Genomic DNA, 24,797 nt, shown 5'->3' on the forward strand with positions numbered 1-24,797 from the left:
ACTCACTCCTGCCGACGGGGTCGGCCCTCAGATTCCGATCATTTGTACTTTCGACAGGGCAACGCTGCCCATCCCTGCCAGGTTCAACATCATTTCGCTGCCGTTCACGCCCGTGGTGACGCTGTTGACCTTGGCCGACAAGTTGGTGGTCATGGCCGTGGCCGTGCCCTTGATGTCGGCGGTGGCCTTGAAGCTGTACACGCCCGAGGCTACGGCCTGGCCGGCATCGTCGAGGCCGTCCCAGGTGAAGTCGGCCAAGCCGCTGGCCTTGCTGCCCAGGTCGATGCTACGCACCACATCGCCCTTGTCGTTGTAGACGTCGACCTTCACCGAGGTGCTGGAGCCGGTGACGTTGACCGAGCCGTTCAGCGGCTGGCCGGCTTCGACATTGGCCTTGTCGGTCTGCACCACCACGTTGCGCCCCACTAGGGAGGAGGCCTGCAATGCGGTGGACGACTGGAAGCCCTGGAGAATGCTGTTCACGGAGCTATTGAGCGTCTGCATGCCCTCCAGGCTGCTGAACTGCGCCAGCTGCGCGACGAACTCGCCGTTCTCCTGCGGATCGAGCGGGTTCTGGTTCTGCATTTGCGTGGCGAGCAGCTTGAGGAACGCATCCTTGCCCAGCGCGCTGCCGGCAGCGCCCGTGCTGCTGTTATTGGCGTCGGTGCTCTTTTGCAGCGACGTCAGGTAAGCCGAGCCGGTGGTGGCGGTCGTGGTCGTCATGTCGATATCCCGATTACTGACCCAGCGTCAGCACTTTCTGCATCATGGTCTTGGCCGTGTTCATCAACTCGGCGTTGGTCTGGAACGAGCGGCTGGCGGAAATCATGTCGGCCATCTCCTGCACCACGTTGACGTTGGGGTAGTAGACGTAGCCGTCCTTGTTCGCCGCCGGGTGGTTGGGTTCGTAGCGGGCCTGCAACTCGCTCTGGTCTTCGACGATGCCGCTGACCTGCACGCCCTGCCCGGCCTGGCCCTGGTCCTCGAACAAGGATTGCCCGGCGCCGCTTTGCGCCTGTTCGAAGGTGGTGGCGAACACCGGATGGCGCGCGCGGTAGGTCTGGTCGATGCTCGACGACACGGTCTCGGCGTTGGCGATGTTCGAGGCCACGGTGTTGAGGCGGGTGTTCTGCGCGCTCATGCCGCTACCGGCGATGTTGAAGACGTTGGCAAGGGACATGGTCACTCTCCGCGCAGGGCCGACACCAGCCCTTTGAATTTGTTGTTGAGCAGGGTGAAGCTGGCCTGGAAGTCGAGGGCGTTCTGCGCGTAGTTGGACTCCTCGACCTGGGCGTCGACGGTGTTCTGGTCGATCGACGGCTGGGTCGGAATCCGATACTTGAGCGAATCGTCGGCGCTGGCCAGGCCTTCGGCCTCGATGTGCCGGCCGTTGGTGCGGTTCAGGGCGATGCCGCCGCTGTTCTGCTTGTTCGCCTCGGCTGCCAGCATCGACGAGAAATCCAGGTCGCGGGCCTTGTAGTTGGGCGTGTCGGCGTTGGTGATGTTGTTGGCCAGCACCTCGGCGCGCTGGGCACGGAAATTCATCGCCTGCTGGTGGATGCCGAGCGCTTTGTCGAAGTTGATGCTCATGTCTGGAACCTGCGCGGGTTGACCGAAGATCGTTTGAGGCTGAGATAGCAAGGGTTGTGCCAGATCGGCAAAAGCCTTGAAGTACGTGGGGTCGATGCCAACAGCGGGCGAACCGTCAGCGGGAAAAGCGGCAAAGTGCTGCCGGCTTGGCGGCAAACAGCGGCAAATCGGCGGGATTACAGCGGGAAAATCAATTTTTTGACGGGGCGTCGATCAGCTGGCGCGCTGGCGGTCGAGCGCCCATCAACGAAAAAGCCAGCGCACGGGCGCTGGCTTTGGAGAAGATGGAGCGGTTGGCTATTTGGCCTGGTAAATGATGCCTGGGCTGCACTGCACCATCTGGAAGTGGTCCGGCAGGCCGTTGAGCGCTTCCGAAGCGCCGAGGAACAGGTAGCCGCCCGGCTTCAAGGTGCCGTGGATGCGCATGAGGATGTCCTTCTTCACCTGGGCGGAGAAGTAGATCAGCACGTTGCGGCAGAACACCACGTCGAACTTGCCCAGCGCCGCGTAGCTGTCGAGCAGGTTGAACGAACGGAATTCCACACGGCTGCGGATCGCCGGCTTGACCGCGTAGCGCCCTGCCCCCTTGCTGTCGAAGTAGCGTTGCAAGCGCTCGGGCGACAGGCCGCGGGCGATCGCCAGGCTGTCGTACTCGCCGGTGCGGCAGTTGTTCAGCATCAGGCTGGAGAGGTCGGTGGCGACGATCTGCGCGCCCATCTTCAACTGGCCGAGGTTGCTGCGCTCGAACTCGTCGAGGGTCATCGACAGCGAGTAGGGCTCCTGGCCCGACGAGCAGGCCGCCGACCAGATGCGCAGGCGTTGGCCGGGGTTGTTCTTGATGAACTCGGGGATGACCCGGTTCTTCATCACCTCGAAGGGATAGGTGTCGCGAAACCACAGGGTTTCGTTGGTGGTCATGGCGTCGACCACCTGCTCGCGCAAGCCACTGCGCGGCTGGGTCTGGATGCGCTGCACCAGCTCGCTGAGCGACTTGATGCCCTGCTGCTCCATCAGTTTGTTGAGGCGGCTGGAGACCAGGTATTGCTTGTTGTCGCCCAACAAGATGCCACAGGCTTTTTCCAGGAAGATCCTGAACTGTTCGAAATCGGTAGTAGTAGCCGTAGACACTGTCGCCGCCTCATTTTCAATCTTTGACGCCGGGAGCGGAGCCCCCGGCCGTTTCAGTGCGTCGCCTTGATCCGGTCGACGACACGCTGGGCGAGGTCGTCAGGCCTGAACTTGGCGAGGAAATCGTCCGCACCGACCTTCTTCACCATCGCCTGGTTGAACACACCGGATAGCGAAGTATGCAGGACGATGTGCAGTTTTTGCATGCGCGGATCGCTGCGGATGGCAGCGGTCAGCGTATAACCGTCCATCTCCGGCATCTCGATGTCGGAGATCATCATCAGGAATTCCTCTTCCGGATGCTTACCCTCGTCGAGCATCTTGTGCAAGTAGTCCAGCGCCTGACGGCCGTCGTTGAGCGCGATCACTTCCACCCCCACCGTCTGCAGGCAGCGACTGACCTGCTTGCGCGCCACCGACGAATCGTCGACGGTGAGCACCCGCAGCATCACGGCCTTGTCCTGCACCTCGGCGTCGATCACACCCTCCGACACCGCTTCGGAGGTCGGCGCCACTTCGGCCAGCACCTTTTCCACGTCGATGATCTCGACCATCTTGTTGTCCACGCGGGTCACGGCGGTCAGGTAATGGTCGCGACCGGTACCGCGGGGTGGCGGGTGGATCTCTTCCCAGTTCATGTTGACGATGCGTTCCACCGAGTGCACGAGGAAACCCTGGGTCTTGGTGTTGTACTCGGTGATGATCACGAAGCTGTTGCACAGCTCTTCTTGCAGACCCGGCAAGCCCGTGGCCATCGACAGGTCAAGGATGGGAATGGTGGCGCCGCGGATGTTGGCCACGCCACGCACCACCGGATGCGACCTGGGCAATAGCGTCAGGGGCGGGCATTGCAGCACCTCGCGCACCTTGAACACGTTGATCCCGTAAAGCTGTGCGCCGTTGAGGCGAAACAGCAGCAGCTCGAGACGATTCTGCCCAACCAGCTGCGTACGCTGGTTGACCGAATCCATTACACCCGCCATGCCCGACTCCTTCACACCTGATGCCCTGATACCAAGTCGGCACGGGCTTTGCTTTTTTGAGCGTCATGCCTATGAAAACGACAAATTTCCGACGACTGACGCAACTGCTGAGCACCTTGCTGGCGGCTCTGTGCCTATGGGCACCCGGCGCCAGGGTGCTGGCGCAGGCGTTTACCTCGCCTGAACAACTTATCGGCGTGACGCAGGGATTTCTTGAGTTCAAGGTCGAGGATTATCTTGCGAGCACGCAAACCCCCGGACGCTATGAGGTCGCGGTCAACTCGCTCGACCCGCGTTTGCGCATGCCCGAGTGCAGCCAGGCACTGGACGCTTCGCTGGAAAGCCCGGCGACGCCCATGGGCCGCGTCACCGTGCGGGTGAGCTGTGCCGGCAGCGGCCCGTGGACCGTGTTCGTGCCGGCCACGGTCAAGCTGTTCCGCGAGGTGGTGGTGATGGTGCGCCCGCTCAAGCGCGAAAGCGTGGTGGGCGAAGGCGACGTGGCCTTGCGCGAGCGCGATGTCGGCGGCCTCGGCCAGGGCTTTATCACCGAGCTCGACCAAGTGGTGGGCATGAAACTGCTGCGGCCCACCGTGCTCGACCAGGTGTTGACGCCGCAACATCTGGAACAGGCCGAATTGATTCGCAAGGGCGACCATGTGGTGATCATCGCGCGCAGCGGCACCTTGAGCGTGCGCATGCCGGGCGAGGCCTTGAGCAAGGGCGGCCTGGCCGAACAGATCCGCGTGCGCAACCTCAATTCCAAACGGGTGATCAAGGCGCGTGTAACGGCGCCGGGGCAGGTCGAGGTGGCAATGTAGGTGGCGATATCGGACCGGTGGGGATGACGCCAAGGCCAATGGGCTGGCGCTAACCTGGGGCCTTTCTTAAACTGTGCGGCACCGCACACCGTGGGCTCGCCGATGGGCGGCCGTGCAGCGGTGCCTAAAGTTTTTCCAGGGGTGGCCGAAAACAAGGCAAGCGTCCATATCCCCAGAGGTTTTCGATCATGGTCATTGATTTCAATCGTTTGAACAATCCGCCGGCCGTGGCCGGTGGAACCCGCAGCGCCGCCGCCACCGGCCCTGCCGAAAAACCAGCGGTCGCCGACCAGGCCAAGACCAGCAGCGCCAGCGGCGAAGCGGTCCATCTCAGCCAGGAAGCGCAACAGTTGAAGACCATCACCGACAAGCTGCGCGACCAGCCGGTAGTGGACAGCGCACGGGTAGCGCAGCTCAAGCAGTCCATCGCCGACGGCAGCTACCAGGTCGATGCGGGCCGTGTCGCCAGCAAGATGCTCGATCTCGAGAGCCAGCGTTGAGTCCACTCCGCTGATTCGAAGGGTACGGCCTGTGCTTCACCTGACCTGAGCTGCGTTGGGCGGCTCCGGCATGCGGCGACGCGAACGCACCCCTGGCGCAAGCAAGGCCGGCAGTGCCGCACGCGGATGCAGCAGATTCGAGCGAGATCGATTTCACACAGGGCCTAGCCATGCACGACACCACCATGCTGCACCTCATCGAAGACGACATCGCCCCCGCCCAGGAACTGCTCGAGCTGTTGCAGGGCGAAGCGGTAGCCTTGCATGGGCGCGACATGGCCGTGCTGGAGACGATCCTGGCGCGCAAGCAGTCGCTGATCGTGCTGCTCGAACAGCATGGCCGCCGCCGCACGCAACTGCTCGCCGAGCTGGGCCTGTCGGCCGATCGCCAGGGTGTGCAGGCGCTGGCCGCACAATCGGCCCAAGGCGAGGTGATCCTGCAGCGGCTGGACCTGCTCGGCGAACTGCTCGACGCCTGCCAAGAGGTCAACCAGACCAACGGCCGGATCATCCAGGTGCAGCAACACATCACCAGCAACCAAGTACGCATCCTCATGGGTGGCGACTCGCCCTCCCTGTACGACAGCCGCGGCGGTACCTCGCCCATGGCTCGACGCCGGCCGCTCAGCCAGGTGTGATCAGCCCTCTATCAAGCCGCCCTCCATACTGGCAAAATGCCGCGACCTGGATGTGACGCTTTTTGCCTGGAGATTGTTAACCCGTGTTCAATGACGCCGATGCTCCACAGCCGCCCAAAGTGCTGGCCACCCCTTTGGAGATCAACGCCAACCTGCGCCAACTGCTCGACAGCCACGACCCTCTGATTCTCACCTTTCCGGAGCGCGACCAGCGCTTCCAGAGCTACGTGGTGCACGTCGACAAGGACAGCGATGTGCTGGCGTTGGACGAGCTGATGCCCCGCGACGGCGAGCGCTATATCGAAAACGGCGAGCCGTTCCGGGTCGAGGGCTTCCATGACGGCGTGCGCGTGGCCTGGGAATGCAACCACCCTCTGACCATCACCGAGATCGACGGCCACCGTTGCTACCGTGGGCCGCTGCCTAGCGAAATCACCTACCACCAGCGCCGCAATGCCTTCCGCGCCGCGTTGAAGCTGTCGCAGCTGGTGGATGTCGTGCTCGATGGCAGGCACCTGCGTGGCGACGGGCCGCTGCGCGGCAAGCTGCTGGACATTTCCGCCACCGGCTGCAAGCTGCGCTTCGAGGGCGATGTGGAAAGCCGCCTGCAACTCGGTCAGGTGTACGAGCGCATGAAAGCTGGCGCTCCGCTGGGCTTGAGCGAGACGATGGTGGAGCTGCGCCATCTGCATTTCGAAGAGCGCATCAACACCACCTTTGCCGGCGTGCGCTTCCACAACCTCAGCGGCCAGGGCCAGCGCCGGGTGGAAAGTTTCGTGTACCAACTGCAGCGCGAGGCGCGGCGGTTCGACAAAGACGATTACTGAGCCCGGTTCGCAGAGGGCGCTGCCTGGACAGGCGCAGCGCCGCCTACCCTGTTGGAGCGGCCGGTTCGGCGCTCCGATCAGTCGCGATGGCCGGCAACGCCGGCCCAATGACCCCGATCCAACTTCCCCAAGATAGATACCGCGCCCAATTTGCCCCCTCCCTTCAGGGTTTACCAGCGACCTCCTCCTCCACGCCCTGCGCTTCCTGCGCCTGCTCGGCGTCCTCTTCCTCCTCGGTATCCTCCGCCGCCACCGGCGCCTGCATCACATCCTGCACCGTCTGCTCGTCGACCCGCGGGTCGAGCGCCGCCGACAGCGGCGAACTGGTAGCCGGCATGGCCACGTGGCTGAGCGGCGCATCTTCGACCTGATGCAACCCGGTGACCGCTTGCGGCCGAATGCGCCACACCAGCACCAGGGCGAAGAAAACGAAGAAGGCATAGAGCATCTGTGTCCCGAACAGCTTGATCAGCACGCCTGCGGCCAACGGCCCGATGCTGGCGCCCACGCCGTAGGTCACCAGCAACATGGCCGTCAGCGACACGCGGCGTTCGCTTTCCACATGGTCGTTGGAGAACGCGACCGCCAGTGGATACAAGCCGAACTGCAGCAACGAGATCAAGAAGCCCATGCCGAAAAGAATCTCCAGCGGCACCGCCGGGAAGATCGCCAAGGGCAACGCCGCCACCGCCAGGCCCACCGCCACACTGCGGATCAGCACGGCACGGTCGTAGCGGTCGGACAGCCAGCCCAAAGGCCACTGCACCACCAGCCCGGCGAAGATGCAGCAGCCCATGAACAGACCGATCTGCTCGGTGCTCAAGCCCTGGCTGCTGGCGTACAACGGCGCCAAACCATAGAACGCGCCGACGATCAGCCCCGCGCCGAGCACGGTCGACAGCGACTGCGGCACGCGCTTGATGAAGAACAGCGGGTCCATCGGCGCAGGGCGCAAGGGCGCCGGGTGGATGCGCCGGGTCATGGCCACCGGCACCAGGCACAGGGCGAAGCACATGGCGACCAGCATCAACAGCTCCAGGCCCAGTTGCGGGTGCACCACCAGGATCAGCTGGCCCAGCACCAGGCCCAGATAGGACGCGATCATGTAGCAACTGAACACCGCGCCGCGCTGCTTGGCGTCGGCCTGCTCGTTGAGCCAGCTTTCCAGGACCATGTACTGGCACATCATGCCCAGGCCGACAACCATGCGCAGCCCGACCCAGGCCGGTAGCCAGTCGGTCAGGCCGTGGCCGAGCACGGCGGCACCGACGATGCCGGCACAAGTGGCGTAGGCGCGGATATGCCCGACCCGGGCGATGAGCCGATGGCCCACCTTGCCGCCAAGGGCCAGGCCGAAATAGTTGGCGGCCATCAGGGCGCCGGCCCACAGGCTGTCGGCCTGGTCGGCCGCCAGGCGCAAGGCCAGGTAGGTGCTGAGCAGACCCGAGCCGATCAGCATCATCAGCGCGGCGAAGTACAACGAGCGAAAAGACTTCCAGATATGGCGCATACGTCCCGGGCGGGCTCCCTGGTGAGATGGAGTACAGCTGGCAAGCTTAAACCCGCTTTCCCGCTTCGCCCCAGGAAAAGGTGCCAAGGCGGCGCGGCGAGTCAAGATGTTGTCGTAGTCGGGCCGGTCGGACCCGCCGTGCGCCTGCACCAGCCGGATGCGGGGCATGAAGCGCTCGGCAAGCGGGGCTGGGCAGCGGCACAGCGTTCGATGAACAGCGGAGCCGACAGTTCCCGGGAAGCCAAGGCAAGTCGAGAGCAAGCAGGACATTCGTTTCGGTAGCAGCTCCAGGAGCGGGCCTGAGCGAACCCGGTCCAATAGCTGCCGGTCAGGATGGCGCCTCCTTGGCCTCCCCCCTCACTCGCGCAAGGTCAGCCCATTGGCCGGCAGCGGCAGCGCGGTCTTGTAGCGCACCTGCTTCAGGGCGAAGCTGGAGCGGATGTTCGCCACCCCCGGCAGGCGCGTCAGGTAGTCGAGAAAGCGCTCCAGGGCCTGGATGCTCGGCAGCAGCACGCGCAGCAGGTAGTCCGGATCGCCAGTCATCAGGTAGCACTCCATCACCTCGGCGCGCTCGGCGATGGCGTCCTCGAAACCGTGCAGCGACTGTTCCACCTGCTTCTCCAGGCTCACGTGAATGAACACGTTGACGTCCAGGCCCAGCACCTGCGGCGAGAGCAAGGTCACCTGCTGACGGATCAACCCCGCCTCCTCCATGGCCCGTACCCGATTGAAACAGGGCGTGGGCGAGAGGTTCACCGAGCGGGCCAGTTCGGCGTTGGTGATGCGGGCGTCTTCCTGAAGGCTGTTGAGAATGCCGATGTCGGTACGATCGAGTTTGCGCATGAGACAAATTCACCGGTTTTTTATGGTTGTGCAGAATGTTTATCTGCGCCACTGCCGAAAGGCAATGAACATGAGAGAAATATTCTTCTGCCGGGCTTCTACCCTATAGGCAAGGCTGCCCTGACCGAACTGGCGCATGGCGGCCATCGCTGCATAGCTCATAAAAACAACGACCCGAGCGAGCGTAACCCGCATGAACGACTACGCCCCCCTGCGCCTGCACGTGCCCGAGCCTACCGGCCGGCCTGGCTGCCAGACCGATTTCTCCTATCTGCACCTGAGCGACGCCGGCCAGGTGCGCAAACCGCCCATCGACGTCGAAGCCGCCGACACCGCCGACCTGTGTACGGGCCTGGTGCGCGTGCTCGACGGCCAGGGCAACGCCGTCGGCCCCTGGGCCGAGGACATCGATCCGCAGGTGCTGCGCCGCGGCATGCGCGCGATGCTCAAGACGCGCCTGTTCGACAGCCGCATGGTGGTCGCCCAACGGCAGAAGAAGATGTCGTTCTACATGCAGAGCCTGGGCGAGGAAGCCATCGGCAGCGCCCAGGCCCTGGCGCTCAACCGCAGCGACATGTGCTTCCCCACCTACCGCCAGCAGAGCATCCTCATGGCCCGCGAGGTGTCGCTGGTGGAGATGATCTGCCAACTGCTGTCCAACGAGCGCGACCCGCTCAAGGGCCGCCAGCTGCCGATCATGTACTCGGTGCGCGAAGCCGGCTTCTTCACCATCAGCGGCAACCTGGCCACGCAATTCGTGCAGGCCGTGGGCTGGGCCATGGCCTCGGCGATCAAGGGCGACACCAAGATCGCGTCGGCCTGGATCGGCGACGGCGCCACCGCCGAATCGGACTTCCACAACGCCCTGACCTTCGCCCACGTCTATCGCGCTCCGGTGATCCTCAACGTGGTCAACAACCAATGGGCGATCTCCACCTTCCAGGCCATCGCCGGTGGCGAGGCCAGCACCTTCGCCGGCCGCGGCGTGGGCTGCGGCATCGCTTCGCTGCGGGTGGACGGCAACGACTTCGTCGCGGTCTACGCCGCCTCGCGCTGGGCCGCCGAGCGTGCCCGCCGCGGCCTGGGGCCGAGCCTGATCGAATGGGTGACCTACCGCGCCGGTCCGCACTCGACCTCGGACGATCCGTCCAAGTACCGCCCTGCCGACGACTGGAGCCACTTCCCCCTGGGCGATCCGATCGCCCGGCTCAAGCAGCACCTGATCGCCAGCGGCCACTGGAGCGAAGAGGAACACGCCGCCGTCAGCGCCGAGCTGGAAGCCGAGATCCTCGCCGCACAGAAACAGGCCGAGCAGCACGGCACCCTCGCCAACGGCCACATCCCCAGTGCCGCCTCGATGTTCGAGGACGTGTACAAGGACATGCCCGACCACCTGCGCCGTCAGCGCCAGCAACTGGGGGTCTGAGATGAACGACCAGACAAGCGTCATGCACACCGACACCGCACAGGCTACCGCCACCATGACCATGATCCAGGCCCTGCGCTCGGCCATGGACATCATGCTCGGGCGCGACGACGACGTGGTCATCTACGGCCAGGACGTCGGCTACTTCGGCGGCGTGTTCCGCTGCACCGAAGGCTTGCAACGCAAGTACGGCACCTCGCGGGTGTTCGACGCGCCGATCTCCGAATGCGGCATCGTCGGCACCGCCGTGGGCATGGGCGCCTACGGTTTGCGCCCGGTGGTGGAAATCCAGTTCGCTGACTACGTGTACCCGGCCTATGACCAGATCGTGTCGGAGATGGCCCGCCTGCGCTATCGCTCGGCCGGCGAGTTCATCTCGCCGTTGACCCTGCGCATGCCCTGTGGCGGCGGCATTTACGGCGGCCAGACCCACAGCCAAAGCCCGGAAGCCACCTTCACCCAGGTCTGCGGCCTGCGCACGGTGATGCCGTCCAACCCCTACGATGCCAAGGGTCTGCTGATTGCCTCGATCGAGTGCGACGACCCGGTGATCTTTCTCGAACCCAAGCGCCTGTACAACGGCCCTTTCGACGGCCACCACGACCGCCCGGTAACGCCCTGGTCCCAACACCCGCAAAGCGCGGTGCCGGAAGGCTATTACCAAGTGCCGCTGGATAAGGCGGTGATCACCCGACCGGGCAACGACGTCACGGTGCTGACGTATGGCACCACGGTGTACGTGGCCCAGGTGGCGGCCGAGGAAACCGGCGTCGACGCCGAAGTGATCGACCTGCGCAGCCTGTGGCCGCTGGACCTGGACACCATCGTCGCCTCGGTGAAGAAGACCGGGCGCTGCGTGGTGGTGCACGAAGCCACGCGCACCTGCGGCTTCGGCGCCGAGCTGATCGCTCTCGTACAGGAGCACTGCTTCCATCACCTGGAGGCGCCCATCGAGCGCGTCACCGGCTGGGACACCCCCTACCCGCATGCCCAGGAATGGGCCTACTTCCCCGGCCCGTCCCGGGTGGGCGCGGCATTGAAACAGGTCATGGAGGTCTGAATGGGCACGCACGTCATCAAGATGCCGGACATCGGCGAGGGCATCGCCCAGGTCGAGCTGGTCGAGTGGTTCGTCAAGGTCGGCGATGTGATCGGCGAGGACCAAGTGGTGGCCGACGTCATGACCGACAAGGCCACGGTGGAAATCCCGTCGCCGGTCAGCGGCACCGTGGTCGCACTGGGCGGGCAGCCCGGTGAAGTCATGGCCGTGGGCAGCGAGCTGATCCGCATCGAGGTCGAGGGCAGCGGCAACCACACCGACGTGGCGCACGCCGCCAAGCCGGCGTCGGATGCTGCCGCGTCGCAGCCCGAGCCGACGGCGCCGGTCGCCAAAGCACCGACCCCGCCGACGACGGCGGTACCTGCCGATACCGGTTCGGCGTCGGGTGCCACAGCCAACGGCGCACTCGCCGCACAATCGGCACATGGCGCCAAAGCCGACGGCGCGCCCGTTGGGCAATCGGCACATGCCCAACAGCCTGCCGCACCCTTGGTGCCGCGCCAGCCCGGCGACAAGCCCCTGGCCTCCCCCGCCGTGCGCAAGCGCGCGCTGGATGCCGGCATCGAGCTGCGCTACGTGCACGGCAGCGGCCCGGCCGGGCGCATCCTGCACGAAGACCTCGACGCCTTCCTCCAGGCGCCGCAGCGCAGCGAGCCGGCAGCGGCCGGCCAGGCCCGGCGCACCGACAGCGAGCAGATCCCGGTCATCGGCCTGCGCCGCAAGATCGCCCAGCGCATGCAGGACGCCAAGCGCCGCGTCGCCCACTTCAGCTACATCGAAGAAATCGACGTCACCCAGCTCGAAGCCTTGCGCCAGCAGCTCAACCGCCAGCATGGCGAACAGCGCGGCAAGCTGACCTTGCTGCCGTTCCTGGTACGGGCCCTGGTGGTGGCGCTGCGCGACTTCCCACAGATCAACGCCACCTACGACGACGAGGCGCAACTGATCACCCGCCATGGCGCCGTGCACGTAGGCATCGCCACCCAGGGCGACAACGGCCTGATGGTGCCGGTGCTGCGCCATGCCGAAGCCGCCGGCCTGTGGCACAACGCCCGCGAGATCATCCGCCTGGCCCAGGCCGCGCGCGGCAACAAGGCCACGCGTGAAGAGCTGTCGGGCTCGACCATCACCCTGACCAGCCTCGGGGCCCTGGGCGGTATCGCCAGCACGCCGGTGGTCAACACCCCGGAAGTGGCCATCGTCGGCGTCAACCGCATGGTCGAGCGGCCGGTGGTGGTCGATGGCCAGATCGTGGTGCGCAAGATGATGAACCTGTCCAGTTCGTTCGACCATCGTGTGGTCGATGGCATGGACGCCGCCTTGTTCATCCAGGCCGTACGCGGCTTGCTCGAACAACCCGCCTGCCTGTTCGTGGAGTGAGCATGCCCGAAACCTTGAACACCACTCTGCTGATTCTCGGCGGCGGCCCCGGCGGCTACATCGCCGCCATCCGCGCCGGGCAACTGGGCATCCCTACGGTGCTGGTCGAAGGCCAGGCACTGGGCGGCACCTGCCTGAACGTGGGCTGCATTCCGTCCAAGGCGCTGATCCATGTTGCCGAGCAGTTCCATCAGGCCGGCAAGCATGCCACCGATGCCGACCTGGGCATCAGCGCCAGCGCGCCCAGCCTGGACATCGGCCGCAGCGTGGCCTGGAAGGACGGCATCGTCGACCGCCTCACCAGCGGCGTGGCCAGTCTGTTGAAAAAGCACCGGGTCACGGTGGTGCATGGCTGGGCGCAGATCGTCGACGGCAAGACCGTGCAGGTCGGCGAGCAGCGCATCCGCTGCGAGCACCTGTTGCTGGCCACCGGTTCCACCAGCGTCGCGTTGCCGATGCTGCCGCTGGGCGGCGCGGTGGTGTCGTCCACCGAGGCCTTGTCGCCACAGACGCTGCCGCAGCACCTGGTGGTGGTCGGGGGCGGCTACATCGGGCTGGAGCTGGGCATCGCCTACCGCAAGCTGGGCGCGCAGGTCAGCGTGGTGGAAGCGCGCGAGCGCGTGCTGCCCAGCTACGACGCCGAGCTGACCGCGCCGGTACTCGAAGCCATGAAGGCGCTGGGCATCGACCTCTACCTGGGTCACCGCGTCGAAGGCCACGATGCCCAAGGCCTACGCGTGCGCACCCCCGAAGGCGAAGCGCTGCGCCTGGGCTGCGACCGGGTGCTGGTGGCGGCCGGCCGGCGCCCGCGCAGCGAGGGCTTCAATCTCGAGGCGCTGCAACTGACCATGAATGGCGCGGCAGTCAGCGTCGACGAACGTTGCCAGACCAGCATGCGCAACGTCTGGGCCATCGGCGACCTGACCGGCGAACCGATGCTGGCGCACCGGGCCATGGCCCAGGGCGAGATGGTCGCCGAGCTGGTCGCGGGCCATACCCGGCGCTTCCAACCGGCCGCGATTGCAGCGGTGTGCTTCACCGATCCGGAACTGGTGGTGGCCGGCCTCACCCCCGAGCAGGCCCGCGAACAAGGGCTCGACTGCCTGGTGGCGCAGTTCCCGTTCGCCGCCAATGGGCGGGCCATGACGCTGGAGAGCCGCAGCGGCTTCGTGCGGGTGGTGGCGCGGCGCGACAACCATCTGATCCTGGGCTGGCAAGCGGTGGGTGTGGGGGTGTCGGAGCTGTCCACGGCTTTTGCCCAGTCGTTGGAAATGGGCGCGTGCCTGGAGGATGTGGCGGGCACCATCCATGCTCACCCGACATTGGGCGAGGCGGTGCAGGAAGCGGCGTTGAAGGCATTGGGGCGGGCATTGCACGTCTAGCGGCGTGGTGCGCGCAGGTGCGTCGCTTGGTCCGCATGGACGCTGCGAACGGCAGTAGGCAGGGGTCTTGGCTTTGGAATTCGCCAGCACTGTGTGGGCAGGACGTTAGCGGCTATCGAAAATGCTCCGTGCATGACGACAAAGGCCATCTCCGCGGGTCTACGGAGATGGCCTTTGGACCTTTCACGCGCCGGTGGTGCAGCGCTGCGAGGCGGAATCACCCATGCCTTTGAGGTCGATCGGCGGCGCGACGAATTCCGGACCCTGCCCGGCCAGACGCCACTTTACCTCGGTGATGCCGTAGCGCTCGGCCATGGGCCGGCTGACCCGCTTGATCTGGTGCTGACCGAACCGGGGGATGATCCCCACCCCCGCATCGCAACTGGCCCAATGCCAAGCTTGGGCATTGTCCATGCGTTCCAGGCGGATGATGAACGTGCGCGGCTGCGCGTGAAGCGCATACTCGATTACATACAGCTGCTGACCTGCCATTTCGGCCTCCCTGATCGTTACATGGTTATGGGAGCGGTGGGTCGCGGGAAAGATTCATTCTAAGTGTCGGCCGTTTGCACAGCGTCTGCCACGCGGTGCGCGGCCCGTGCCGAAGCAGGCGATTGGTGCCCCGCAAACACGGGCCAATGGCCCTTTCATCAGAGCGCCGACGCGCTACAGTGCTACTCCCTTGCGCGCAGGAATTCCGTCCATGACCCGCCTCAACGAGTACGCCCAACCCATCGGTCCGGCACTTGCCGACTGCTCGCCGCGGCCACGCCCCGCTGCCGTCACCCTGACCGGTCGCCACTGCCGGCTGGAGCCGCTGGATGCCGCACGGCACGCCGCCGATCTGTACGCCGCCTATGCCGCCGCCAGCGACACACGCCACTGGACGTACCTGCCCATCGGCCCCTTCGACACCCTTGCGCAGTACCAGGCCCATGCCGAAGCGGCGGCGCGCAGCAGCGACCCGTTGCACTTCGCGGTGATCGACCTGGCCAGCGGCAAGGCCGTAGGCACGTTGGCGCTGATGCGCATCGATCCCGCCAATGCCGTGATCGAGGTGGGGTACGTGATCTTTTCGCCGGCGCTGCAGCAATCGGCGCTGTCGACCGAAGCGCAGTACCTGCTGATGGCCTACGCCTTCGACGCACTCGGCTACCGGCGCTACGAATGGAAGTGCGACGACCTCAACCTGCCCTCGCGGCGGGCGGCCGAGCGATTGGGGTTCGTCTACGAGGGGACGTTTCGGCAGGCGGTGCGGTACAAGGACCGCAGCCGGGACACGGCCTGGTACGCGATCGTCGACGGCCAGTGGCCGGCGCTCAAGGTGGCGTTCGACGCCTGGCTGGCGCCGAGCAACTTCGACGGGCAGGGTCGCCAGCGTCAGCCCTTGGGCGCCTTCAAGGGCTAAGGGCGCCCCTCACTCGGTAGCCTTGGCCACCTCGGCCGCTGGCAGCGGCGCTTCCGGACGGCGGGCATAGCGCTGCGCCAGGGCGGCGCAGACCATCAGCTGGATCTGGTGGAACAGCATCAGCGGCAGGATCAGCAGGCCGATGGTGCTGCCGGCGAACAGCACCTGGGCCATCGGCACACCGGTGGCCAGGCTTTTCTTCGAGCCGCAGAACAGGATGGTGATGCGGTCTTCGACGCTGAAGCCCAGCACCCGGCCCAGCAGCGCCGTGACGCCCAGCGACAGTGCCAACAGCACGCAGCAGCCCAGCACCAGCCAGCCGAGCAGCAGCGGCGGCACTTGCTGCCACAGGCCACCGATCACCGCCGCGCTGAAGGCCGAATACACCACCAGCAGGATCGAGCCTTGGTCGACCACCTTCAGCCAGTTGCGGTTGCGCCCTACCCACTCGCCGATCCAGCGCCGCGCGATCTGCCCGGCCACGAAGGGCACCAGCAGCTGCAGGCTGATCTTGCGGATCGCCTCGAGAGTCGAGCCGCTGTCGCCGTGCACACCCATCAGCAAGGTGACCAGCAGCGGGGTGATGAAGATGCCGATCAAGCTCGACGCCGCCGCGCTGCAGATGGCCGCCGGCACGTTGCCACGGGCCAGCGAGGTGAAGGCGATGGCCGACTGCACCGTGGCCGGCAACGTGCACAGGTAGAGAAAGCCCATGTACAGGTCCTTGCCCACCAGCGGCAGCAGCAGCGGGCGCAGGGCCAGGCCGAGCAAGGGGAACAGCACGAAGGTGCAGACGAACACCAGCCCATGCAGGCGCCAGTGCCCGGCCCCGGCCAGAATCGCCTCGCGCGACAGCCTGGCGCCATGCAGGAAGAACAGCAGGCCGATGGCGATGTTGGTGATCCAGTCGAAGGCCACCGCCACCTGACCTGCGGCCGGCAGCAGGGTCGCGGTCAGCACCACGGCGACCAGCATGAGGGTGAAGTTGTCGGGCAGGAAACGCGAGCGGGCCATGGAAGGACATCCTGTTGTTGTCGGAGTTACCGGCGTCCGGGCGCCAGCGCGGCGGCCCGAACGCAAGAGCGGACGATACACGTACAGCCGTTCCCGGTGAAAGTAACCGAATGTCTGCGCACGGCCCGCCTTGGGGCTAGACGCAGGGTTTGGCCAGGGGCATCGGCGCACGCGCGAGCCACGGACGCACCACGCTCAGCAGGCCCACCGCCGCCATGGCCGCACCGACCCACAACGGCGCACGCAGGCCGAAACCGGCGTCGATGGATTCGCCGCCCGCCCAACTGCCCAGCGCCAGGCCGGCGGTGATCACCGAGGTGTGCAGGGCATTGACCAGCGCGCCGGGCTCGGCCGCCTTCATCACCCGCGCTACCATCGCCGGGTTCAGCGCCACGCCGGTCAGGCCGATGGCCAGGAAACAGGCGAGGTTCAGCCACGCCGTCTGGCCGGCCATGGCAAAGCCGGCCATCGCCACCGTCAACAGCACCAGTCCCCAGCCCAAGGCGGCGAAGGTGTGCCGATCGGCGACACGCCCCACCAGCATGTTGCCGAGCAGGTTGGCCACGCCGTACAACGCCAGCAGCGGCGCCACATGGCTGGGCAGTACGCCGACTTCCTCGATCAGGATCGGCGTGATGTAGCTGAAGCCGGCGAAGGTCGCGCCGATGATCAGGCCGCTGGTGAGGTACGCGCCCCACAGGCTGGGGTTGCTCAACGCCGCCCATTGCCGGGACAGCGGCGGTTGCCGGTCGGCCGGGTCCTGCTTCAGGCACGTCGCCACCAGCAGCGTGCACAGCAGCGACAGCAGCACGATCGCCCAGGCGCTGGCACGCCAGCCGAAGCTGTGCTCGACCAGGTTTATCATCGGCACGCCGGCTACCGGCGACATCATCAACCCCGCCAGCACGATGGCGATCGCCCGTCCGCGCTGCGCGGCAGGCACAAGGCCTGCGCAGAGGGTCATGCACAGGCCCAGGCAGGCCGAACTGGTGATACCCATCAGCACGCGGGCCAGGAGCAATACCGAGTAGTCGGTAGCCACCGCCCCCAGGGCCCCGGCCAGCACGTACACCGCCAACAGCCCCAGCAGCGCACGCTTGTTGCTGACGCCGCGGGCGATCAGCAGCATGGTCACCGGCGGGCCGCCCAGGGCCATGCCCAGGGCATAGAACGCAATCAGATTGCCGACCTGGGCCAGACTCACAGAAAACTCTGCGGCCAGGGCGGGCATGATGCCGGCGACCATGAATTCGGCAGTGACCAGGGAAAAGATCGTCAACCCCAGTAGGTAGACGGCAGCGGGGATTGAAGCACGGTCGGTCATGGTGGTCTCAAGCAAAAAACAGGGGCGATACCCTAGGCAGGTTTGACCTTCAGGTCAAATCTTGTGGGATGGGAGGTTGCGCGGATACCTGACAAAAAGGAAGCCGGATACGCGGTCAGACTGCACAGGCGGGCAACTTCCACCTAGGTGGGGCGTTCGCTTGACCGCCTTGCAGTGACGAAGCGCGCGTTGTGAAGCATCAGGCGTCTTGTGAGGCGACAAGGCTTGGCAGGAAAACAAGGGAGGCATGCGGGGGAAGCATACGAGCGATGCCCGGCACACGAGATGCCGGGCATGCACCTTCATTTTTCCAGAGTGGCAGCCTGATCGCCGCCTTGCTCGGCGATGGCCGACAACTTTTCATCGGTCGCCTTTTCTTCCTTCAGGGTCTCAGCCAACAGCTTGGCGGCGGTCTTCATGCCCAGGTGCTTGGCCAGTGCAATCAGGGTGCCATAACCGGCGATTTCGTAGTGCTCGATCTTTTGGCTGGCGCCGATCATGCCCGCATCGAGCACTTCGCCCTTCTCGATCTCGTCCAGCAACTCCTTGCCTTCTTCGACCAGCCCTTCCATGGCCGCGCACTTCATGCGTTTGAGCTTCAGACCCTCAGCTTCCACCAACTGGTCGATACGCTCGATCTGACCATGGGTCTCTTCCAGATGAGTTTTGAAGGCTTCGGCCAACTGCGGATTGGTGGCCGCCCTGGCCAAACGTGGCAGGGCTTTGGCGATTTGCTTCTCGGCGCTGTACATGTCCGACAGTTCGTGGATGAACAGGTCTTCGAGCGTCTTACGGGCCATCGCTATCTCTCCAAAGGTAGGAAAACAGGTACTTGTTCGAAGTTTGGGCGTGAGCGCCGAGGCTTGGGTCTCGGTTGGGCGAGACACTCGGCGCTCGATCGCTCACTTATCCAGATCGTTGACCACGCCCGAGCCGAGATCGGCACCGGTGATGGGGTCGCTGGCCGGGTTGGACTGGGTGCGCAGACGCATGGCTTCGACGACCTGAAGTTCCTCGGCGGACAACATCACCGAAGCACTGCCATCACCGCCGTCCACTGCGGCCGTGGGATGCTCGACATACTCCCACTCCTCACCCTCGTTCCAGGGCCCTCTTACATTCGGTTCACCCGACATGTTGAAGTACTTGTTGGTGAACTCGGGCATGCCGGGCAACTTACCTTGGGGGAAGTTGGGCTGGATCGAATGCAGTGCTTTTTCGAACGACAACTGGTGCGCAATTTCGCGGGTCATCAGGAAGCCTAGGGCTTCCTTGACGCCAGGATCGTCCGTCACGTTCATCAATCGCTCATACACGATCTTAGCCCGCGCTTCGGCGGCGATGTTGGAACGGAAGTCGGCGGTCGGCTCACCGATGGTGTCGATGTAGGCAGCGCTCCAAGGCACGCCCGCCGAATTGGTCAGCGGCGCGCCAGCTCCGTACAGGATGCTGGTGATGTGCGAGTCGTTGCCTGCGCCGTTGATGGAGCGATACAACGCACCCTCTTCTTCCACGCCTTCGGCCAGACGCCCTTTGGCCCCTTTGTTGAGCATCACGATGATCGAACCGACGATCTCCAGATGGCTCAGCTCTTCGGTGGCGATGTCCATCAGCAGGTCTTTGCGGCCCGGATCGTCTTCCGCCAGCGCCTGGGTGAAGTAGCGACCGGCCGCAGCCAGTTCACCCTGCGCCCCACCGAATTGTTCCAACAGCAGGTTGGCAAGGCCGGGATTGGGCTGGGCAACACGCACGGTGTACTGCAAACGTTTGTTGTGAATAAACATGACGGTTTCCTCACGGTTGGGAGGGCGCCTGAATGTAGGTATGTTGACGCCGCCCATGATTGGGAGTGAGGTGCGCGGAGAAAGGTTGGAACGGATCAGGCCTTGCCTGACGAATGGAAAACAATATGAACACTCAGATAAACCGCCTTTAAATAAAGGATGGCCAATGCTTGGAGCGCTCATTAACGGGCGGTGTACTATCGGTGTTCTTCCTTTGGGCGATGAATCCGACGTTAGTCCAACGCCGAACCAAGGGACTGCCCGTGACATCGATCAACGGCTGTAGGCCGACTATCAAGGAACCTGTAAATGGTCGCGTTTGAAGCACAACGCATGCTGCTCGGCGAACTGCCCCTGTCGTTTCTCTGGGAAGTCTCCGCCCGAGTGTTGGTGGCTTTCCTGGCGGTGTTCTGTTTCCTCAAGTTCAGCGGTCGACGGGGCATCAAGCAATTGTCGCGCTTCGAACTGGTGGTCATCCTTACGCTGGGCTCGGCCGCCGGCGACGTCACTTTCTACGAAGACGTGCCCATCTTGCCGGTACTGTTGGTGTTCGTGACCCTGTTGTTGCTCTACCGCGGCACGATCTACGCCATGAAACGCAGCAAGACCTGCGAGGCCTGGATCGACGGGCTGCCCATCACCGTGGTCAAGGACGGCATGTATGAAATTCACTCGCTGCGCAACCTGAACATCTCCTCAAACGAGCTGTTCATGGAACTGCGTCAGCAAGGCGTCGAGCATCTGGGCCAGGTACGGCTGGGGCTATTGGAAACCGACGGCGATCTGAGCCTGTACTTCTACGATCTGGAGGACACGCGCCCGGGCCTGTCGGTCCTCCCGGACGAACATCGCGCCGAATACGCGTTGCCGCCGGTGGCAGGCCTGTACAGCTGCGTGAGCTGCGGTTTCGGGGCTTATCACGAGGCGCAGGAGCGGAGTGTTTGCGAACGGTGCGGGCATCACGTCTGGTCACCGGCGCTGGATACGCCACGCAGCCGTTAGGCCTTTACCGGGCCGTTCGCCTACGAACGGCCGACACGGTCACTTCACCACCCCAGCTTGTCTGCGAACAAAGGGCGATAACCGGTGGCGATTTGCGCCGGTACCTGCTGGATGTAGTCGCGCGCATGCGTCCGGGTGTCCGCTTCGAGTCCGTCGAGGTAGGTGATGGCCTGCACTGCCGTGGGAATGCGGCTCTCGATGTTCAGATAGCGCGGCGGCAGCGCGGTCCAGATCACCGCGTCCAGGCCCTGGCGCAACGCCCAGCGATTGAGGCCGTCGACGCCGTCGTCTTCATGCACCAGCAGCGTGCCCACGCCATCGTGGCGGCCGGCAGGTATGGCCTCGCGCTCCGCCAATTGGGCGCACGCCTCTTCGAGCGACAGCGTGGCCAGACGGGCCCACAGCACATCGACGCAGTTGGCGCCCAGGCAGATGGCGGTGGACAGCTCGCCGCCGTCGGCTACGCGGCAGAACTCCACCGGCACTGCCGGCCCGTCGGCATGCCATTGGCCGGCGAGTTGGAGATCGCCAGGCTTCCAGATCAACGAACCCCAAGCCAGACAACCGATTTTCATTGGATTACCTCTTGGTGTGGTCCTTAGCGAGTCGTACCTCGGCGTGTGCGAGGGCGCGGGATCGCTTATGTGCTTTTCTTCTATCGACAGAACTTTGAGGTTGACTGGGGGAGGATGTTCATTCTGTAGGAGTGCAGGAATCAGCCATGGCAGTATCCGTATAGCCTGCACAGGCTTCTTGGGGGAGCCCGGACGTTTGTTTGATGGGCTTGTGTCTGGATGGAAGGCGCAACGACTCATCTTTGAGAAAAATACCAACGTCCATTACCAGAAGGGTAAGGCCCTGCCCTCACCGACTCGAATACCAGACTCGCAAACCTCTGTCCGTACGCAGGCCTAACTTGGCAAGGCTTGGCTGCACTTTTCTGTCACGCGGCTGGGTTGATGCCGAGGATCTGTCGGCGCTCATTCAACTGCACAGGATAAAAATTGTGACAGCAACGATTGCAAGGTTTGAATGGGTTGCTCGATGCGTTTTTTGTTTGACGACGGGTGACTTACTGAAATGATTTTGGCCCAAAAATCTCTAAATAGAAATTTCCTACCAGGCATCGGTAAACAGATTACGTTCAGACCGGAAGAATCTTTCGCTGGACGTTAACTTTATCCCGTAGCTTGATTTTCACTTAGCGCTCAATCTTTCTTTCGACGGTTTTCACCCTAAGCCTGGATGAATATGGACAGCGCAATTGCGCGGGGCAACCATGGAAAAACATACGAAGATTGACGATCTGGAAATAATAGAAAATGTATTAACCGACACGGAACAGTGCCAACTGAATAGCACATTATCAAAGGCCCTCTGGCGCTATGGTTGGCCAATACACCCAAACCCATTTTCGCGCCCATGCTGGCACATCTTTATCGCGGGAAGCGAGCGAAGTTCTTTGCACTGCTGTGAACGGGAGTTAGCCGATCATGAGCAGTGGGGGTTTCTCATAAATGTCTGGAGACGCCTACGCAGTTCGTCCATGAAAAACTCGAGACTCATCGGCGTTTATGCGAACGGCCAGACCGCAGGACAGGATGGTCCCATTCATCGAGACAACGATTTGTTTGAGCCAGGACGCACCGCGGTGCTGTTCTGCAACGATTACTGGGCAATGGCATGGGGCGGAGAACTCACCTTTTTCAACCCTATGAAGACAGACGTCACTGCGACCGTACTGCCCAAACCCAATCGCGTTGTCGTTTTCAACGGCAAAATTCCACACCGTGCCAACTCTCCATTCATGAGTTGCGACCGCCTGCGCATGACCATTGCGTTTAAAACAGTAGATCAGGATATAGGACATGAGTAATAGATTCGAGATTTTCGTGGCCATCGTCAACAAAGTTGAAAAGCCCGGATTTCAAGTTGGGGCAGCTGCGGCGATACATGATCAATTCAAAACCGATAACCAAGGCTTTTCCTTGGTCGTGCAGGGGTCGCAAACTGCGGGTGCGATTGCAGCAGTGTTAGCAGTGGAGAAGATGACTCACGGCGCAGTGCCGTTCATCAACATTGTAACGAATACCTTGGCGGGGAGCGTAACCTTCTTAAAGATAGTTGCGGAATATAAATCCGATAGCAAAATCAATTTTGGTGATTCTATCAGTCTCGTAGGCAATGTCGCTGGCGTCGTTGCAGGATTTGTCGCGCTAGCAGGGCTGCCTGCAGCGGCCACAGCATTTACTGCTATAGCATTAGGTGCCGCTCTATTCGGAGCTTACAACTCTAAACTGGCCGAAGAAATAAATAAGAAAATAGCACCCATTTTTGACATGCTCGTAAAACACGACATCACTCGAGAGCCACTTGAGCCGTTTGTAGCGCCAGACATGACTATCAGGGATGTCTCCTCCATCAATCAAATATTTGCAGGTCGAGTACAAGCTATCACTTGGCATCCTCAATCGGAAGAAGTAAAGATCGAGAGCTTGCCTTTATACCCACTGATATATCCAATACCGGCCAATCCCACGTATTTTCTTGAGCCCACTTCACCGCCTGGAAGTTCCATTACACCTGCAATTACCCCGTTACCGCCTCATCACAATGGAGGCGCGGCAGTAACAATTGGTATAGAAAGCATCAATGGCACCCCTCCCGCCGGACCGCCGCCCTCGATAACGGTTCCCATAGGAAACCAGCAAGATCAATATGTCTGTTCCAGTGGCGACACACAGGACAGCTATAAAAACTAGCCCGAGTCTAAGTAACACCTCGTGAATAGGCCAGATTCAATCTGGCCATTCAATGCATGCAGAAGAAAAATCATGATAAATCCCCGTACCCCACGAGAAAATAGGCTTACATCATGATGAGCCTGAAAGACATCATCCTATTGATACGAAGCATGCAACCCATCGAAGCAGCCAGACTGTTTGCTTGGTCCGGCATTTTAAATATCGCAGTCGCATCAATTTTCATCATATTACCGAGCACTGATTTAAGCACGCTGACAGTATCAGCCACTGGAGTACCCGCTGTGCTCACATCCAAAACCGAGACATGGGATCGAGATCGTTCGATATACAGGTTCCATGTCACCTACAGAGATCCTGAGGGAAATAAGCTGAGGCATTCGGTGTATGCCTATAAAATAACCTTCGATACTGCCCGCATTAATAAAAACACGAGATTATTAGTAGATGTTGGTTACTTGCGGTCCGAGCCCATGATCGTGCGCCTTTACACCGAAAACGAAACCCTTTATGACAAATCCACCAGACAGATGATATATGACGAGAATGACCGACTCGGGGTCGCGGCCATGACGATTTTCGGCACAATGGGCAGCGGCTTTATGGTGGGCGCGTGCTTTATGTATTGGCGGCATTACAGGTCCGAACTATCAACATGCAAAGACATAGCGTAAAAAACTGGATGATTGAGTTCCGACTGATCCATCAAATTCGTTCTCTACCCGCGCGAAACCTTACGCACCGGCAACATCAGATCCAACGCTTCAAAGTAGCTTGATGCACACCCGCTACAAACTGAACAACCGCACATCTTCATCAGGATCGAAGACATGATGAGCTTGAAAGATATTATTCTACTGGTACGAAGCTTGCCACCCATCGAGGCCGCCAAGCTTTTCACCTGGACTGGGGCCTTGAAAATTACCCTTGCTTCATTCTGTATACTCGCGCTGAGCGAGAACCCCGGCTTTATCACAATGGCTGCCACGAGAACACCAGCCGTAGTCTCATCGAACATCGAGACCTGGGAGAACGATCAATCGATTTACAGATTCAGAATCACCTACAAAGATCCAGAAGGCAAAAAAGCAACTACCGTAGCTTATGCCTATAAAATAACATTCGACAGTGCTCGCATCCATAAAACCACGGCGCTATATGTTGATTTAGGCTACGCGCAATCCAAATTGATACTCGTGCGCTTGTATACGGATAACGAAACCCTCTACGACAGCTCGCTCAGTCAAGTAATAGATGACAAGAACGACCGCATCGCCTTTTCTGCCATTGCCATTTTCGGCACGATGGGCAGCGGGTTACTGATAGGAGCCTGTTTCATGTATTGGCAGCATCACAGACTCAACGCATCGCCTCGCAAAAATAGCGCGCCATGAGCTATTCAAAATAGAGCATCGATT

At 62.5% G+C, this 24,797-nt stretch carries 27 protein-coding genes; 14 read left to right on the top strand and 13 right to left on the bottom strand.

Features of this window, described 5'->3' with window-relative positions; genetic code table 11:
* Positions 1-27: 27 nt before the first annotated feature.
* The 5 genes from B4M43_RS03800 to B4M43_RS03820 all read right to left on the bottom strand — a co-directional run bounded on the left by B4M43_RS03800 (position 28) and on the right by B4M43_RS03820 (position 3,701).
* A complete protein-coding gene (locus tag B4M43_RS03800; RefSeq protein ID WP_296264349.1) occupies positions 28-723 on the bottom strand; it encodes a flagellar hook assembly protein FlgD in 696 nt (231 codons plus the stop codon).
* A gap of 13 nt (positions 724-736) precedes the next feature.
* On the bottom strand, positions 737-1,180 hold the full coding sequence (flgC, locus tag B4M43_RS03805; protein ID WP_296264351.1) for a flagellar basal body rod protein FlgC: 444 nt from the start codon (positions 1,178-1,180) through the stop codon (positions 737-739).
* Positions 1,181-1,182: 2 nt separating this feature from the next.
* A complete protein-coding gene (gene flgB / locus B4M43_RS03810; RefSeq protein ID WP_296264353.1) occupies positions 1,183-1,590 on the bottom strand; it encodes a flagellar basal body rod protein FlgB in 408 nt (135 codons plus the stop codon).
* Positions 1,591-1,887: 297 nt separating this feature from the next.
* Positions 1,888-2,718: a protein-glutamate O-methyltransferase CheR gene (gene cheR, locus B4M43_RS03815; protein ID WP_296264355.1), complete on the bottom strand. Its 831-nt coding sequence runs from the start codon at positions 2,716-2,718 to the stop codon at positions 1,888-1,890.
* A gap of 53 nt (positions 2,719-2,771) precedes the next feature.
* On the bottom strand, positions 2,772-3,701 hold the full coding sequence (locus B4M43_RS03820; protein WP_296264357.1) for a chemotaxis protein CheV: 930 nt from the start codon (positions 3,699-3,701) through the stop codon (positions 2,772-2,774).
* Positions 3,702-3,766: 65 nt separating this feature from the next.
* On the opposite strand from B4M43_RS03820, the gene flgA reads away from it, so the two are divergent.
* From flgA to B4M43_RS03840, 4 genes are all read left to right on the top strand, one after another.
* Positions 3,767-4,519: a flagellar basal body P-ring formation chaperone FlgA gene (gene flgA / locus B4M43_RS03825; protein ID WP_296264358.1), complete on the top strand. Its 753-nt coding sequence runs from the start codon at positions 3,767-3,769 to the stop codon at positions 4,517-4,519.
* Positions 4,520-4,707: 188 nt separating this feature from the next.
* Positions 4,708-5,019: a flagellar biosynthesis anti-sigma factor FlgM gene (gene flgM, locus B4M43_RS03830; RefSeq protein ID WP_296264360.1), complete on the top strand. Its 312-nt coding sequence runs from the start codon at positions 4,708-4,710 to the stop codon at positions 5,017-5,019.
* Between the two features lie 170 nt (positions 5,020-5,189).
* Positions 5,190-5,657, top strand: coding sequence for a flagella synthesis protein FlgN (locus tag B4M43_RS03835; protein ID WP_296264362.1), 468 nt, complete (start codon positions 5,190-5,192; stop codon positions 5,655-5,657).
* Positions 5,658-5,740: 83 nt separating this feature from the next.
* Entirely contained in the window at positions 5,741-6,484 is a 744-nt protein-coding gene (locus B4M43_RS03840; protein ID WP_296264364.1) for a flagellar brake protein, read from the top strand.
* A gap of 163 nt (positions 6,485-6,647) precedes the next feature.
* Here the strand turns inward: B4M43_RS03840 and B4M43_RS03845 are convergent, their stop codons facing one another.
* Entirely contained in the window at positions 6,648-7,994 is a 1,347-nt protein-coding gene (locus B4M43_RS03845) for an MFS transporter (protein WP_296264367.1), read from the bottom strand.
* Positions 7,995-8,351: 357 nt separating this feature from the next.
* Entirely contained in the window at positions 8,352-8,837 is a 486-nt protein-coding gene (gene bkdR, locus B4M43_RS03850; protein WP_296264368.1) for a Bkd operon transcriptional regulator BkdR, read from the bottom strand.
* Between the two features lie 193 nt (positions 8,838-9,030).
* Here bkdR and B4M43_RS03855 point away from each other — a divergent pair, with 193 nt between their 5' ends.
* From B4M43_RS03855 to lpdA, 4 genes are read left to right on the top strand one after another with little or no spacing between them, the layout of a single operon-like run.
* A complete protein-coding gene (locus B4M43_RS03855) occupies positions 9,031-10,263 on the top strand; it encodes a 3-methyl-2-oxobutanoate dehydrogenase (2-methylpropanoyl-transferring) subunit alpha (RefSeq protein WP_296264370.1) in 1,233 nt (410 codons plus the stop codon).
* A 22-nt stretch (positions 10,264-10,285) separates the two neighbouring features.
* Entirely contained in the window at positions 10,286-11,323 is a 1,038-nt protein-coding gene (locus B4M43_RS03860; protein WP_409522324.1) for an alpha-ketoacid dehydrogenase subunit beta, read from the top strand.
* Positions 11,324-12,703, top strand: coding sequence for a dihydrolipoamide acetyltransferase family protein (locus B4M43_RS03865; RefSeq protein ID WP_296264373.1), 1,380 nt, complete (start codon positions 11,324-11,326; stop codon positions 12,701-12,703).
* Positions 12,704-12,705: 2 nt separating this feature from the next.
* The gene (gene lpdA, locus B4M43_RS03870; protein ID WP_296264374.1) at positions 12,706-14,085 is read left to right on the top strand and encodes a dihydrolipoyl dehydrogenase; all 1,380 of its coding nucleotides are present in this window, start codon (positions 12,706-12,708) and stop codon (positions 14,083-14,085) included.
* 183 nt (positions 14,086-14,268) lie between these two features.
* Here lpdA and B4M43_RS03875 read toward each other — a convergent pair whose 3' ends face one another.
* Complete coding sequence (locus B4M43_RS03875) at positions 14,269-14,577, bottom strand: DUF6555 family protein (protein ID WP_296264376.1); 309 nt, start codon at positions 14,575-14,577, stop codon at positions 14,269-14,271.
* 211 nt (positions 14,578-14,788) lie between these two features.
* Here B4M43_RS03875 and B4M43_RS03880 point away from each other — a divergent pair, with 211 nt between their 5' ends.
* Positions 14,789-15,493: a GNAT family N-acetyltransferase gene (locus B4M43_RS03880; protein ID WP_296264378.1), complete on the top strand. Its 705-nt coding sequence runs from the start codon at positions 14,789-14,791 to the stop codon at positions 15,491-15,493.
* 9 nt (positions 15,494-15,502) lie between these two features.
* Here the strand turns inward: B4M43_RS03880 and B4M43_RS03885 are convergent, their stop codons facing one another.
* The 4 genes from B4M43_RS03885 to B4M43_RS03900 form a co-directional block, all read right to left on the bottom strand.
* Entirely contained in the window at positions 15,503-16,507 is a 1,005-nt protein-coding gene (locus B4M43_RS03885; protein WP_296264379.1) for a bile acid:sodium symporter family protein, read from the bottom strand.
* 136 nt (positions 16,508-16,643) lie between these two features.
* Positions 16,644-17,831, bottom strand: a complete 1,188-nt coding sequence (locus B4M43_RS03890) for an MFS transporter (protein WP_296264381.1) — start codon at positions 17,829-17,831, stop codon at positions 16,644-16,646.
* A 302-nt stretch (positions 17,832-18,133) separates the two neighbouring features.
* A complete protein-coding gene (locus B4M43_RS03895; protein ID WP_296264383.1) occupies positions 18,134-18,631 on the bottom strand; it encodes a ferritin-like domain-containing protein in 498 nt (165 codons plus the stop codon).
* Positions 18,632-18,733: 102 nt separating this feature from the next.
* Entirely contained in the window at positions 18,734-19,615 is an 882-nt protein-coding gene (locus B4M43_RS03900) for a manganese catalase family protein (RefSeq protein WP_296264386.1), read from the bottom strand.
* Between the two features lie 309 nt (positions 19,616-19,924).
* Here B4M43_RS03900 and B4M43_RS03905 point away from each other — a divergent pair, with 309 nt between their 5' ends.
* Positions 19,925-20,617, top strand: coding sequence for a DUF421 domain-containing protein (locus tag B4M43_RS03905; protein ID WP_296264388.1), 693 nt, complete (start codon positions 19,925-19,927; stop codon positions 20,615-20,617).
* A gap of 44 nt (positions 20,618-20,661) precedes the next feature.
* Here B4M43_RS03905 and B4M43_RS03910 read toward each other — a convergent pair whose 3' ends face one another.
* Positions 20,662-21,192 (bottom strand): hypothetical protein, encoded by a 531-nt coding sequence (locus tag B4M43_RS03910; RefSeq protein ID WP_296264390.1) that lies wholly within the window; start codon positions 21,190-21,192, stop codon positions 20,662-20,664.
* A 704-nt stretch (positions 21,193-21,896) separates the two neighbouring features.
* On the opposite strand from B4M43_RS03910, the gene B4M43_RS03915 reads away from it, so the two are divergent.
* The 4 genes from B4M43_RS03915 to B4M43_RS03930 all read left to right on the top strand — a co-directional run bounded on the left by B4M43_RS03915 (position 21,897) and on the right by B4M43_RS03930 (position 24,773).
* Positions 21,897-22,493: a 2OG-Fe(II) oxygenase gene (locus B4M43_RS03915; RefSeq protein WP_296264392.1), complete on the top strand. Its 597-nt coding sequence runs from the start codon at positions 21,897-21,899 to the stop codon at positions 22,491-22,493.
* A complete protein-coding gene (locus B4M43_RS03920; RefSeq protein WP_296264394.1) occupies positions 22,486-23,379 on the top strand; it encodes a hypothetical protein in 894 nt (297 codons plus the stop codon). The genes B4M43_RS03915 and B4M43_RS03920 overlap by 8 nt, the downstream gene beginning before the upstream one ends.
* Before the next feature lie 113 nt (positions 23,380-23,492).
* Positions 23,493-24,053, top strand: a complete 561-nt coding sequence (locus B4M43_RS03925; protein ID WP_296264396.1) for a hypothetical protein — start codon at positions 23,493-23,495, stop codon at positions 24,051-24,053.
* 156 nt (positions 24,054-24,209) lie between these two features.
* The gene (locus B4M43_RS03930; protein WP_296264398.1) at positions 24,210-24,773 is read left to right on the top strand and encodes a hypothetical protein; all 564 of its coding nucleotides are present in this window, start codon (positions 24,210-24,212) and stop codon (positions 24,771-24,773) included.
* Positions 24,774-24,797 lie beyond the last annotated feature (24 nt).

The sequence above is a fragment of the Pseudomonas sp. UBA6562 genome, assembly GCF_002434265.1.
Taxonomy (GTDB): domain Bacteria; phylum Pseudomonadota; class Gammaproteobacteria; order Pseudomonadales; family Pseudomonadaceae; genus Aquipseudomonas.